The organism is Undibacterium sp. Di27W (assembly GCF_049340345.1).
GTDB lineage: Bacteria > Pseudomonadota > Gammaproteobacteria > Burkholderiales > Burkholderiaceae_D > Undibacterium.
In genome coordinates this window covers 204,521-217,342 of record NZ_JBMPOS010000009.1, presented here as the reverse complement: position 1 = coordinate 217,342, position 12,822 = coordinate 204,521, and the positions used below count along the sequence as shown (strand labels likewise).

At 51.0% G+C, this 12,822-nt stretch carries 9 protein-coding genes, 1 pseudogene and 1 riboswitch; of the genes and pseudogenes, 7 read left to right on the top strand and 3 right to left on the bottom strand.

The genetic code is table 11. The annotated features are described in order from the left end of the window. Window positions 1-91 precede the first annotated feature (91 nt). Complete coding sequence (locus tag ACO0LF_RS19080; RefSeq protein ID WP_423016830.1) at window positions 92-1,429, bottom strand: type II toxin-antitoxin system HipA family toxin; 1,338 nt, start codon at window positions 1,427-1,429, stop codon at window positions 92-94. A gap of 2 nt (window positions 1,430-1,431) precedes the next feature. Further along, window positions 1,432-1,701, bottom strand: coding sequence for a helix-turn-helix domain-containing protein (locus ACO0LF_RS19075; protein ID WP_423016828.1), 270 nt, complete (start codon window positions 1,699-1,701; stop codon window positions 1,432-1,434). 247 nt (window positions 1,702-1,948) lie between these two features. Beyond that, a riboswitch (cobalamin riboswitch) is annotated at window positions 1,949-2,186 on the top strand. 282 nt (window positions 2,187-2,468) lie between these two features. Here ACO0LF_RS19075 and ACO0LF_RS19070 point away from each other — a divergent pair. The 7 genes and pseudogenes from ACO0LF_RS19070 (at window position 2,469) to ACO0LF_RS19040 (ending at window position 9,987) form a co-directional block, all read left to right on the top strand. Next, the gene (locus ACO0LF_RS19070) at window positions 2,469-3,980 is read left to right on the top strand and encodes a CoA-acylating methylmalonate-semialdehyde dehydrogenase (RefSeq protein WP_423016826.1); all 1,512 of its coding nucleotides are present in this window, start codon (window positions 2,469-2,471) and stop codon (window positions 3,978-3,980) included. Window positions 3,981-3,990: 10 nt separating this feature from the next. Continuing rightward, entirely contained in the window at window positions 3,991-5,151 is a 1,161-nt protein-coding gene (locus ACO0LF_RS19065) for an acyl-CoA dehydrogenase family protein (RefSeq protein WP_423016824.1), read from the top strand. Further along, window positions 5,148-5,939 carry an enoyl-CoA hydratase gene (locus ACO0LF_RS19060; RefSeq protein WP_423002498.1) on the top strand — a complete coding sequence of 264 codons (792 nt, stop codon included), beginning with the start codon at window positions 5,148-5,150 and terminating at the stop codon, window positions 5,937-5,939. Before ACO0LF_RS19065 ends, ACO0LF_RS19060 begins: the two co-directional genes overlap by 4 nt. Beyond that, on the top strand, window positions 5,936-7,123 hold the full coding sequence (locus ACO0LF_RS19055; protein ID WP_423016822.1) for an enoyl-CoA hydratase/isomerase family protein: 1,188 nt from the start codon (window positions 5,936-5,938) through the stop codon (window positions 7,121-7,123). The genes ACO0LF_RS19060 and ACO0LF_RS19055 overlap by 4 nt, the downstream gene beginning before the upstream one ends. Window positions 7,124-7,297: 174 nt before the next feature. Continuing rightward, window positions 7,298-8,215, top strand: a pseudogene (mmsB, locus tag ACO0LF_RS19050) (3-hydroxyisobutyrate dehydrogenase); the annotation flags it as partial. A gap of 374 nt (window positions 8,216-8,589) precedes the next feature. After that, entirely contained in the window at window positions 8,590-9,441 is an 852-nt protein-coding gene (locus ACO0LF_RS19045) for a hypothetical protein (protein ID WP_423016820.1), read from the top strand. Between the two features lie 177 nt (window positions 9,442-9,618). Then, window positions 9,619-9,987 carry a CPBP family intramembrane glutamic endopeptidase gene (locus tag ACO0LF_RS19040; RefSeq protein ID WP_423016818.1) on the top strand — a complete coding sequence of 123 codons (369 nt, stop codon included), beginning with the start codon at window positions 9,619-9,621 and terminating at the stop codon, window positions 9,985-9,987. A 90-nt stretch (window positions 9,988-10,077) separates the two neighbouring features. Here the strand turns inward: ACO0LF_RS19040 and ACO0LF_RS19035 are convergent, their stop codons facing one another. Continuing rightward, window positions 10,078-12,819: a diguanylate cyclase domain-containing protein gene (locus ACO0LF_RS19035; protein WP_423016816.1), complete on the bottom strand. Its 2,742-nt coding sequence runs from the start codon at window positions 12,817-12,819 to the stop codon at window positions 10,078-10,080. Window positions 12,820-12,822: the final 3 nt, after the last annotated feature.

Here is a 12,822-nt window from a genome sequence, read left to right as displayed (position 1 = left end):
ATATCCATTTTTTCCTATCTTCAAACTTGACTGCCAAATTGATTCGTCATCAATACCTATCCAGTATCCTATTTCATCTACCTCAGATCACTCATGCTGACTTATCTGTCATTTCAGACAAAAAACGCAACTGCTGCCTGAGCATCCCGTCTCTGATGCTACTCCATATCTGCTCAGGAAAATGTGCTGGCAATTCGTGCTCAACCTGCGCCAAAGCATCTGGCACATTTTGAACCAGCCCTTGCATTTGCACAAAACAATCAACAACACCGGTCTGTGCTGCCAACCCCTGCCAATGCCGCGCATGCATCTCACTCATTTTGAAATGCGCATTCTTGGACCTCAGAGCCATGGCCATCTTGATTTTCTTTTCCTGCAATTGATACGCGCCACGTCCGATCACAGGCCAGGCTGACAGAATATCGTACATGGGTGTCAGGTGATAATCACCACCGGCACGCAAAGAAATTGAGAAGTTTTTGGCATGACCATCAGTCGCTGCCAGTAACCAGAATGCCAGGTTCATTAGCACAAAATTCAGCTTGTCTTTGGCAGCAAAGACACTGCCTTCCAGTATGTGCAGGCACTGCGCCATGCCTGGTCCGCCGTCGGCTTCATATTTATTGTCCGGTGCAATGCCGCTGGCCTGGCAAAAATCTTCTTGCGGTAGTCTGGCTATCCAGTCCTGCCCCATCCACTTCCTGTCAAAGCGTTCTACCACCAGAACTTTTTGCGAACCAAATTTTGCGATATCAGCCCTGGCTACTTCAAATCCCAATGCTGCCATGATGCGCATGCACAGCCATTCGTTTTCTATGGAGCCAGACATATCGGCGCGCATGCCGCCAATCAAGCCCAAAGGCAGTTTCAGGATATGTGTGGTCGGTGTCGCGCCATGGGGCACATGCCATTGTCCCTGATACCAGAGCAATGCTGTTTTTTCCTGAGCCCCTGCCAGCGAAATGCGGAAGTCGTCGGTAATATTGCCATCAACCTCATCACCGGTCACATTCAGCAATAATTTTTCGACTTCATTATCTGTCAGTCTGGTCGCGTTAATCTTATCAAAGCCCTCAGGCAGTATATCCAGAGGCAGAATTTGTATGGCACCTATGCAATCACGGCCCAATGCTTCCAGCAGATCTGGCACATTTGTGGACGCAATTTGATAACGGTGGCTTATGCGCTGCCTGATTTTTTTATTGTCAGGCAAGAGATTGTCGAAATAGTTTTTTACTGCTGGGCCACGCAAGATGCTCTGCCCAGCTGTAATTGGTAAAGAGAGTGACAGGGGGCGAGCCACCGCCGACTTGATCCAGCTTTCTGCATACTCGAATTGATGTGTATCAGTACGATCCCAGCTCCACACACCAACCAGCAAGCCGTTCATCCAGACATTGAGTGAGCGATGAATACGAGACTTGTTCATGATTACCAATCCAGTCTGCTGTCGTTATCGGTTTTTCCTATGACAGTTTTATCATCCTGGCGCTGGTAGATAGACAAGCCACAGCCAAGCAAATGCAAGATGCTCAGCATCTGGTCCACGCTTACTGCGCCAGGATTATTTTCTATATTGGCGATCCTGACCTGCCCCACACCCAGCAGTTTACCCAGATCGGCCTGAGACAGTCCCTGTTCACGGCGCAAGGATTTGAGATGGCTGCTAAGCTGTGTTGCCAGGCTGATTCGGTAATCCATGATGTTCTCACCCTCCATAGCCTGAACATGTCATTGCCAGATAAGAGGCGACGATCACCTTGAGGCAATAATTTCAATTTATCACTCAAAAGCGATAAAATCAATATATCATCTTAAAGTGATATTTAAACATTATCACTAATAAGATATAAATGGTGTTTGATGGCAGCTTCCTTGCTTCCGCCATGATGCAAACCATCTTGAATTTTTTTCACCAATTAACGTTTACGTTAACGTCAATTCTTGTGCTATTCTAAAAATAACAGGTGCATAGCCCAATCTCTTGGGCTGTGTTAAACGGGAAAGTGGTCGTCCTGATCGCTGTCATTAACTAATGACGGTTAGTATCAAGACCCAAGCCCCTGCTGCCTCCGCAACGGTAAGCAAGTGCGGTTACATCATCCACGCCACTGGTCATGCATGACTGGGAAGGCGATGTAACAAGACTTGCAAGCCCGGATACCGGCCTGTTGATCGCTGAGAAAAACATTGCGGAAGGCGGTGTTTGGGATATGGCATGGCGCGCTTGATGGCGAGCGGGTGCTGGTCTTCAATACTGGTCTTTCACTGTTTTCCCAAGGTCTGGTCACGTACGGAAGGTGCGTGGCGGGTGTGCGCCCACACGGTGTATGCCCATGGTCAGGATCGTTGCTGCGGCAAGTTTTTGTATGCAGTGGCCATTCTGTTTTCAGGCATCAGTGCGGCCGTTGTTGCGGGCAAAGCCCGCCGTCTGTCCGTGCGCAATCAGGAAGGTACAGGAAATCACCATGGCAACTCTTACCCAGGTTCCCAACGTCAAACTGCTCATCAACGGCGAACTGATAGACTCCAAATCCACGCAGTGGCGCAATGTGATCAACCCGGCCACGCAACAAGTGCTGGCCCATGTGCCCTTTGCCACGTCAGAAGAGATGCAGGCCGCAGTCGATGCTGCCAAGGCCGCTTTCAAGACCTGGCGCAAGACAGCGATAGGCACTCGCGCCCGCATCTTTTTGAAATACCAGCAACTGATACGTGAAAACATGGCCGAGCTGGCTGCACTGTTGACAGCCGAACAGGGCAAGACCCTGGCCGATGCTGAAGGCGATATCTTCCGTGGTTTGGAAGTGGTAGAACATGCCGCCAATATCGGCAACCTGCAAATGGGCGAAATCGCCAATAACGTTGCCAGCGGCGTTGATACCTATACCCTGAACCAGCCGCTGGGCGTGTGCGCTGGCATTACCCCTTTCAACTTCCCGGCCATGATACCGCTGTGGATGTTCCCTATGGCGATTGCCTGCGGCAATACCTTCATCCTGAAACCATCCGAGCAAGACCCCATGGTCACCATGCGCCTGGCTGAACTGGCGATGCAAGCTGGTGTGCCACCTGGCGTGCTGAACGTGGTGCATGGTGGTGAAGACATCGTCAATGCGATTTGCGACCACCCTGATATCAAGGCCGTGTCCTTCGTAGGCTCCACCCGCGTAGGCACACATGTGTATAACCGCGCGACACTGGCGGGCAAACGTGCGCAGTGCATGATGGGTGCCAAGAATCACGCCATCGTCCTGCCAGATGCAAATAAAGAACAAACCCTGAATAACCTCGCCGGTGCTGCCTTTGGTGCGGCTGGCCAGCGTTGCATGGCATTGTCTGTGGTCATTCTGGTTGGTGAAGCCAATCAATGGGTGCCAGACTTGCTGGACCGCGCCCGCAGCCTCAAGATCAATGCCGGTGCAGAAGCCAATACCGACATAGGCCCGGTCATTTCATGCACCGCCAAAGAACGCGTAGAAAGCCTGATCGCCCAGGGTATTGCTGAAGGAGCGACGCTGGTGCTGGATGGCCGCGCACCCAAAGTGCCGGGCTATGAGCACGGCAACTTCGTTGGCCCTACAGTCTTCACTGGCGTCAAGCCTGGCATGCGCGTGTATGAAGAAGAAATCTTTGGCCCTGTGCTGTGCATCATGCAGGCAGATACCCTGGCTGAAGCCATCGCCATCATCAATGCCAACCCTAACGGCAATGGCACGGCACTGTTCACCAAGTCTGGCGCTGCGGCTCGCACCTTTGAAGAAGATATCGATGTAGGCCAGATTGGCATCAACGTACCTATTCCTGTGCCTGTGCCGCTGTTCTCATTTACCGGTTCGCGCGCATCCAAGCTCGGTGACCTGGGGCCTTATGGCAAGCAGGTCATACAGTTCTACACCCAGACCAAGACCATCACGGCACGCTGGTTTGATGACAGCGTCAGCGCTGGCAAGGTGAATACGACCATCTCTTTAAAATAGGGGGATGGCCATGGACTTCGATCTTAGTGAAGACCAGCGCGCCTACCAGCAATCTGCCCGCAGCTTCGCCGCCCATGAAATGACGGCGCAAGCCGCGCATTGGGATGCCACTTCCCACTTCCCGCTGGACGTCATCGCCCATGCCGGGGAGCTGGGATTTTGCGGGCTGTATGTGCCAGAAGAGCTGGGCGGGCTGGGTCTGACGCGGCTGGATGCAGCCATCGTGTTTGAAGAACTGGCGCGTGCCTGCCCTTCGACCACGGCTTATATCACGATACACAATATGGCGAGCTGGATGATCGCCAATTGGGGTACGCCAGAAGTACAGCAGGAATGGGTGCCCAGACTGGCCGCAGGCAAGAAACTGGCGTCATATTGCCTGACCGAAGCTGGCTCAGGCTCTGACGCGGCATCACTGCGCACCAGCGCCCGCCTCGATGGTGACAGCTATATCCTCAATGGCAGCAAAGCCTTTATCTCAGGCGCAGGTGCCACCAATATGCTGGTCGTCATGGCGCGCACGGGTGGTGATGGTGCTGGCGGTATCTCGGCCTTTGCAGTTCCGGCAGATTTGCCCGGCATTAGCTATGGCAAGAAAGAAGACAAGATGGGCTGGAACAGCCAGCCCACCCGCACCGTCAATTTTGACCAGGTACGCATACCGCGCAGCCACTTGCTGGGTGATGAAGGCGAAGGCTTCCGAATCGCCATGCGTGGTCTGGATGGTGGCCGCATCAACATCGCCACCTGCTCCATCGGTGCGGCGCAATCAGCACTCAATAGCGCGCAAGCGTATATGAATGAGCGCATGCAGTTCCAGAAAAAGCTCTCTGATTTCCAGGTGCTGCAATTCAAGCTGGCCGACATGCAAACTGAGCTGGTCGCAGCCCGCCAGATGGTGCGTCTCGCCGCCAGCAAGCTAGACAGCAAGGCCGATAATGCCTCAGTGTATTGCGCCATGGCCAAGCGCCTGGCGACCGACACCGGCTTTGCCGTCTGCAATGAAGCCTTGCAAATCCACGGCGGTTACGGCTATATACGCGAATACCCGCTGGAGCGTTTTCTGCGCGATGTCAGGGTCCACCAGATACTCGAAGGCACGAATGAAATCATGCGCGTCATCGTTGCCCGTCACATGCTAAACCAACCCGCAAGCGAGGAATTTTTATGAGCAAGTACAGTAATTACACCAATCTGCAATGCGAAATCATAGGTCACACTGCACTGGTCACCCTCGCCAATCCGCCCGCCAATACCTGGACGGCTGCGGGTTTGCAGGCATTGACGCAACTGGTCAATGACCTCAATGCCGATGCAGATATCTATAGCCTCGTCATCACAGGCTCAGGCCAGAAATTCTTTTCAGCCGGCGCAGATTTGAAGCTGTTTGCCGATGGCGACAAGGCCGTAGCACTCGACATGGCACGTCGCTTTGGTGAAGCATTTGAAACCCTGAGCCGCTTCCGTGGTGTTTCCATCGCTGCCATCAATGGCTACGCCATGGGTGGTGGCCTGGAATGCGCGCTGGCTTGCGATTTGCGTATTGCCGAAACCCAGGCGCAAATGGCCTTGCCAGAAGCAGCAGTCGGCTTGCTGCCCTGTGCTGGCGGCACGCAAAATCTGGCCTGGCTGGTAGGTGAAGGCTGGGCCAAGCGTCTGATCTTGTGCGGTGAACGTGTCGATGCTGCCACAGCCCTGCGTATAGGCCTGGTCGAAGAAGTCGTCGCCACCGGAGGCGCACTGGACCACGCACTGGCCTTGGCCAAACAGGTAGGCAAGCAAAGCCCGAGCAGCGTCAAGGCATGCAAACAACTCATACAAGGCGCACGCCAGCAACCAATGAACACCGTGCTGCCACAAGAACGCGAGGCCTTCCTGGCCCTGTTTGATACTGCCGATCAAAAAGAAGGCGTCACCGCCTTTTTGGAAAAACGCCCACCCGTGTGGAGGAATGCATGAGCGACGCCACTGTCCTGTTCCACACCCTGCCTGCCGCCAATGGCATGCAACTAGGCGTGGCCACCCTCAATTCAGAAAAAACCCTGAATGCCCTGTCCAAAGAGATGGTGCATTTACTGGGCAGGCAATTGCAAGCCTGGGATGAAGATGACAGCATTGCCATGGTGGTCTTGCAGGCTGCTGGTGAAAAAGCATTTTGCGCAGGTGGTGATTTGCAAAACCTGTACGCCAGCATGCGCGAGCATCATGCCTCAGACAAAAAAGACGACCTGCTGGGCAATGCCTACGCCCTGGATTTTTTTGAGCAGGAATACCGTCTCGACTATCAAATCCACACTTACCGCAAACCCATATTATGCTGGGGCCACGGCATCGTCATGGGTGGCGGCATAGGTTTGATGGCCGGTGCCAGCCACCGCGTCGTCACAGAAAAATCCCGCCTTGCCATGCCTGAGATTGCGATTGGCCTGTTCCCCGACGTAGGCGGCACCTGGTTTCTGAACCGCATGCCGGGCAAGCTGGGTTTGTTCCTGGCATTGACGGGTGCCAACATCAACGCCAGCGACGCCGTATTTGTGAAACTGGCCGACCTGCAATTGCCGCACGAGAGCAAGGCAGAACTACTGGCCCGCCTGCAAGCCTGCGAATGGAGCAAACAAGCAGAAAACAATCATCTGCGCCTGAGTCATATCCTGCATGAACAACAACGCAGTGCTGGCAGCTTGAGCAGCACAGGTCCATTGCGCCAGCATTTTGACCTCATCAATCAACTGTGCAGCGCCGCTGACCTGAGCACGATCATCAGCAATATCTGCCAGCTGGATGCAAGCGTATTGAACGATGATGTGTGGCTGCAAAAAGCCGTGACCAGCCTGCAAAAAGGCAGCCCGACATCTGCCTGGCTGGCGCATGCCTTGCAGGAAAAAGGCAAGCATTTGTCGCTGGCAGAGATCTTCCGCATGGAACTGGTGGCAGCACTGGCCTGCGCGCAAGGCCATGATTTTTCAGAAGGCATACGAGCCTTGATTGTGGAGAAGGATCAGAAACCGCAGTGGTTACCCGGTAGTTTGGATGCATTGCAGCCGCAGGATGGTGAGCGATATTTTGCGCGCCTTTGGGACGCAGAGCAGCATCCATTGCGGGATTTGGGTGCGGTTGGAAATATTCAAAAGAGAGCTGCGTAAGTATGTAATGAAGCTGCAATTCGTAGGTTGGGCTACGGTTTACCAGCCCAACACTGGGCCTTAAATAAACGAATACGTTGTTGAAACGCCGAGTGTTGGGCTGATAAAACGTAGCCCAACCTACGATCGGCTCAACCTACGAGAAACGACCGTCAATCTGAACAAAGAACACGAAAACCAGGAGATAACCACATGTCAAACCAATCCAAAATCGCCTTCATCGGCCTCGGCAACATGGGCGCGCCCATGGCCCTTAACCTGCTCAAGGCAGGCTACTCACTCACCGTCTTTGACCTCTCCGCTGCTGCCCTAAAAACACTGGCAGACGCCGGTGCCCTGGCCGCAGGCAACGCCAGACAAGCCATAGAAGGCGCAGACATCGTCATCAGCATGCTGCCCGCCAGCCGCCATGTAGAAAGCCTCTACCTCGGCGACGAAGGCATACTCGCCCACATCGCCAGTGGCGCACTGATCATAGACTGCAGCACCATCGCCCCACAATCTGCCAAGAAAGTCGCACAAGCCGCAGCCGCACGTGGGCTGGCAATGGTGGATGCGCCAGTCTCAGGCGGCACAGCAGGCGCAGCCGCAGGCACGCTGACCTTCATCGTCGGCGGCAACACAGACGACCTCGAACGTGCCCGCCCTGTGCTGAACGCCATGGGCAAAAACATCTTTCACGCTGGCGAACACGGTGCCGGACAAACCGCCAAAATCTGCAACAACATGCTGCTCGGCATACTCATGGCAGGCACAGCAGAAGCCCTGGCGCTGGGCGTGGCGAACGGGCTTGATCCCAAAGTCCTGTCCGACATCATGAGCAAAAGCTCAGGCCGCAACTGGGCGCTGGAACTCTACAACCCCTACCCCGGCGTCATGGAAAACACCCCTGCATCACGCGGCTACACCGGTGGCTTTGGGGTAGACCTGATGCTCAAAGACCTGGGCCTGGCAACCGAGGCAGCACTGGGTAGCAATTCCAGCATCCCACTGGGTGAAGCCGTGCGTAACCTGTACGGCATCCACAGCAAGGCCGGTGCTAGCGGTAAGGATTTTTCCAGCATCCTAGAGTTGCTCAAGGCCAGAGACTGAACGCAAAAAAACCTCAGGCCCCTCTATTCAAAATCAACTTTCCTGTCCCTTATCACCAGTCATATTACTGGCGCGTGATAAGGGCCCAGTCTGTCTTTACAACTCGGGCAATGGCGACCACACCTTTACTGGTGCGGACTATGACAACAACTGCTATGCCAAAATCCTGGTAAGGCCACAATCACCTACCCATTCAAACGACTCTAGCAAGAGAATATTGAATAGCGATTAAAAAATATCAAAAATATTTTTACTTTTTCAACATTTATCGAAATTATCCTTTATGCTTTCAACAAGTATTCAAGATAAGACAGCTCTGCGCCAAAACCAACTCAAGGTGGACTAGACCAGGAATGGAGAAGTGAAGCCATGCCATGAGATATGGTGTGCTATCTACAAATGTATTGAGCGCTATTTGCGCATATCAAACCTATTTGATTTCTATGTTCTTAAAAATATATACGCAGGTGTTGATCACTTTTTTACTGGCAGTATTATCAAATAGTGCAATGTCTGGCGAATCGGACTCTGGGCAAAATAGAGTCCCTGCAAAATTCTATTTTTTAGATAACACTGCTCTTTATTTTGGTGACATTGATGAAACGGTCAATCACTTTATTTCTGCAACTGCAGATAAGGAAATCAATCGCTTGATCATTAATTCCAGAGGGGGAGATGTTCACTTTGGAATCGTATTTGGATATTGGATACATGAAAATCAAATCGATGTCGAAGTCACTAGTCTGTGCATGTCCTCATGTGCAAATTATATTTTTACAGCAGCAAGAAAAAAAGTAATTCGACCTTCCGCACTGGTGATTTGGCATGGAAGTGCTGAACAAAAAAATTTGCGAGAAAAGAATGAAAAGTATGAGGAATATCTGGCACTTTCTCTCAGCGGAAAAACATCCAGGGAGCAAGAAGAGTATTTGGCTAGTGATAAATTACGATATGAAAATTTCAGTCGATTATTGTCTGAGCAGAGACAATTTTTTAAAAATATCAATGTCAATGAGTATGTAACCCGGCTTGGTCAGGAGCCCATAAATTACAAGCGCTCATGGGTCGCAACAGTTGAAGTAATGAATAAGATGAATATCCAGAGTATCTCCGCACCGGCAGGATATGGAAGTCCTGATTACATGCAAACATATCACCCTGCTCAAATTGACCGATTGGTCTCATTTGGCTTGAACATTCAGGAAGAAATTAAAAAATTGGATTAGGTTGAAATTGAATTTTCTACAAACCATAATTATAAAAATATGAAAACGTTTGAACTAACAGAAGTGAAATTCATTTCATTTTTCGAAAACCGTAAGGTCAAAGGCAAGATTCGATATTGCATTTATTTCGCAACTATGCATTTCTTCATTTCAATGATGATATTAATGCTCATACCCATGGACGAAAATTCCGCTTCAGAAAAACGTACACATATATTTTATTATGTAGTGATTCTTGGTCCCATTATTGAAACACTGTTATTTCAAGCACTTCCGTTCAGTATTGCCCGCCTCTTAAAACTCAATATCTGGTTCACTTTATTATTGATGACAAGTCCATTTGCATTACTTCATTATCCGAATGGCTTGATCGGAATAGTTAACGCATTCTTAGGTGGTTTAATTTATAGCACATCATTTATAGTTTGGGAAAAGAATAGCTACAAAGTTGCACTTTGCATCGTAATGGCAATTCATGGTTTGCATAATTTAGAAGTAACAGGACTGGGCTATGGTCTCATGTATGTACTTGAGCGGCTAAATTGACATCGCAATATTCAGCAAAAACTGCAATTCTTGGCGACTCATACTAAGATCACTCCAAGAGTCGGCACTGCCATAGAAAAATTCAAAAAGTTATTCCAGCTGCAAAACCTTAAAATTATTCCGCCCCGCTTTCTTGGCCAGGTAGAGGGCTTCATCGGCTTTTTTGAGCATGTCGCCAGCGTTGGCGTTTTGTTCGGATGAGATGGCCACGCCTATGCTGGTGGTGACCATCAGTGGCTTGCCTTCTATATCGAAGGGGATGGTCATGGCCTGTACTATTTTGCTGGCTACCATGTCGGCTTCGCCATGCATGTTCAAGCCTTCCAGCACGATGACGAATTCATCGCCTGCCAGGCGGCCTGCCAGGTCGGTCTGGCGTATGCAATTCTTGAGCCGGTTGGCAAACTCTTGCAAGACCAGGTCACCGGCATGATGGCCCAGGCTGTCGTTAATGCTTTTAAATTTATCGACATCCAGGAACATGACAGACATCAAACGGCCCGTGCGTTGTGAGCGGGCGCTGGCTTGCTCCATTCTTTCATTGATCTGGTTACGATTGGGCAGGCCGGTCAGGGTATCGAAACGGGTCAGTGCCAGCAATTGTCTTTCCACCGCCTTGGCGTCACTGATATCGTTAATCAGGCTATTGACGCCCACCACCTTGCCGCGCGCATCGTATTGCGGCACATAGGTGGCATGATAATGGCCGGTTTTGTCACCTATCTGGATCTCGGTTTCAAATTCTGTTTTTTCACCCGCCATGGCAAGCTTGTAGTGCACATGATGTTCCTGTTGCATCGCGCCGGTTAACAACGATAGTACAGGCTGGCAGCGTATCTCTTCCAGTGGCAGATTGAACCAGGTTTCATAAGGGCGATTGACAAACTGGTAGCGGTTTTCGCTATCGATAAGGCTGACAAAGGCGGGGATATTATCGGCGATGGTACGCAGCAAACCTTCGCTGGCAGCCAGTTTCAATTCAGCTTCCTTGCGGGCGGTGATATCGATCACCATGGAGTAATATCCCAGGGTAGCACCCTCGGCATTGATGTCCGGCACATATTCATATTGCAAATAACGCTTGATATCCCGCTCGGGTGCATAGCGTTCGAAAGAGACTCTTTCACCGTGCAGGGCTTGCTGGATTTGTTCCCGCATGTCCAGGTAAGTCTGTTCACCAAATACTTCAGTGATGGTCTTTCCCAGCAAATCATGAGGATGCAAGCCAGGTATCAAGCCATAGTTGCGGTTGCAGAATTGATAGCGCTCACTGGCATCGACATAGGCGATCATGGCGGGTACATTATCGGTGATGGTGCGCACCCGTTTTTCGCTGCGCGTCAGATCATCCTGCACGCGCTTGAATTCAGTGATGTCTTCCACCAGCACAAAAAAACCATCGACCTTGCCGGATTTATTAAAATCAGGCACATAGGTAACCCTGTCCCATTCCCAATGGCTGTAGCGTTCCACACGCCGCTCAAAGCAAGTCCATTCGCCATTCAGGACCTGGTTCACATAAGGTTTGGTTTTCTGGTAAAAATCGGCAGTAGAAACTTGCTTGACGGTCTTGCCTATGGCTTGCTGGGCGGTGATGCCAAACAGATGTTCGGTGCGTTTATTGACGAAGGTGTATTTTTCCTGATAATCGACGTAGGCAATAAAGGCTGACATATTATCGGCAATCAGGCGCAGTTTTTTTTCACTGGCACTTAAGGCCAGTTCGGCCTCACGGCGCTTGTTCATGGCATCGTCAAACGCCTTGGTCAAATCACCTATTTCATCTTTGGAGTAGTTTTTATCAGTCTGTTTTTCCAGTTGGGCGACCAGCATATCGCTTTCTGCATTATTCACCTTGTCACGCAATTTTTGCAGTGGTGCCAGTTGCCAGTACATGAACCACCAGACCAAGAGCAGCAAGGTCAGCAATAATGCGAGGCTGAACAGGATGGCATCTTTTCTGACTTCTGAGATGATGCTGAAGGCTTCGCTGGTAGGGTAGATGCCGGCAACTATCCATCCCACCGATTTCAGGCGACGATAAGAGAGTATTGCTTCATCCCTGGTGTTGTCATTGGTGGTCAGGTTACCTTCCTGGCTGGCAAAGGCGCTTTCCGGCAACTGGTTTTTGTCAGGCAATTCACGGCTATTCTTCAATATCCGTCTATGATCTGGGTGATTGACGAACACCCCCTCAGTCGTCAGCACATAGAAATAACCGCGCTCTCCTATCCTGGCGGTCGCCAGTTCAGCCAGAAAGCTATCCTGCGTCAATTCTATGGTGCCACCCAGCATCAACAGCATGTCACCATCAGGTGCAAAAACAGGGACGCAGATCACCACCAGCGGGCGTCCTGAAATACCGCTTTTTAAAGGGGCAGAAATGACGATCTTTTTTTGCTTGACGGCTCTTTGAAAATAATCCCGCTTGCTGATATTGAGCTTGCCCCTGGTCTCAGGATTATCCAGGTTAGCCAGCAGATCACCCTGCAAGTCAAATACCGCCAGATTATCAAACAGGCCATCAAGACTATGATGATGATCGAGAAAATGCTGAATATACTCATTTTCAGTACTCCCGGCACCAAGATCACTGGCCAGGCGTATCAGAGCGTTTTTCCGGAGTTCTATCTTCTGGTCTATCTCATTTGCGGCGTTGGCGATCAGGCTGGTCTGCCTGGAGACAATCAGCCTCTCCAGCGCACGTTCAAATACCGATGCGGCCAGGATAGAGAGTAAGCTCAGCGACAAGACAAAGAAAATCGCCACCGCCAGGCTCAGGCGGGTCTTCAGGCTGATGTCGCGAAAACGAAAGTATCGGGAAACCGACATATC

Excerpts from the sequence above, each read along its gene's own strand:
- ACO0LF_RS19035 (WP_423016816.1), bottom strand. The coding sequence starts at position 12,819 with ATGTCGGTTTCCCGATACTTTCGTTTTCGCGACATCAGCCTGAAGACC.
- ACO0LF_RS19070 (WP_423016826.1), top strand. The coding sequence starts at position 2,469 with ATGGCAACTCTTACCCAGGTTCCCAACGTCAAACTGCTCATCAACGGC.
- ACO0LF_RS19045 (WP_423016820.1), top strand. The coding sequence starts at position 8,590 with ATGAGATATGGTGTGCTATCTACAAATGTATTGAGCGCTATTTGCGCA.
- ACO0LF_RS19075 (WP_423016828.1), bottom strand. The coding sequence starts at position 1,701 with ATGGATTACCGAATCAGCCTGGCAACACAGCTTAGCAGCCATCTCAAA.
- ACO0LF_RS19055 (WP_423016822.1), top strand. The coding sequence starts at position 5,936 with ATGAGCGACGCCACTGTCCTGTTCCACACCCTGCCTGCCGCCAATGGC.
- ACO0LF_RS19065 (WP_423016824.1), top strand. The coding sequence starts at position 3,991 with ATGGACTTCGATCTTAGTGAAGACCAGCGCGCCTACCAGCAATCTGCC.
- ACO0LF_RS19080 (WP_423016830.1), bottom strand. The coding sequence starts at position 1,429 with ATGAACAAGTCTCGTATTCATCGCTCACTCAATGTCTGGATGAACGGC.
- ACO0LF_RS19060 (WP_423002498.1), top strand. The coding sequence starts at position 5,148 with ATGAGCAAGTACAGTAATTACACCAATCTGCAATGCGAAATCATAGGT.
- ACO0LF_RS19040 (WP_423016818.1), top strand. The coding sequence starts at position 9,619 with ATGGACGAAAATTCCGCTTCAGAAAAACGTACACATATATTTTATTAT.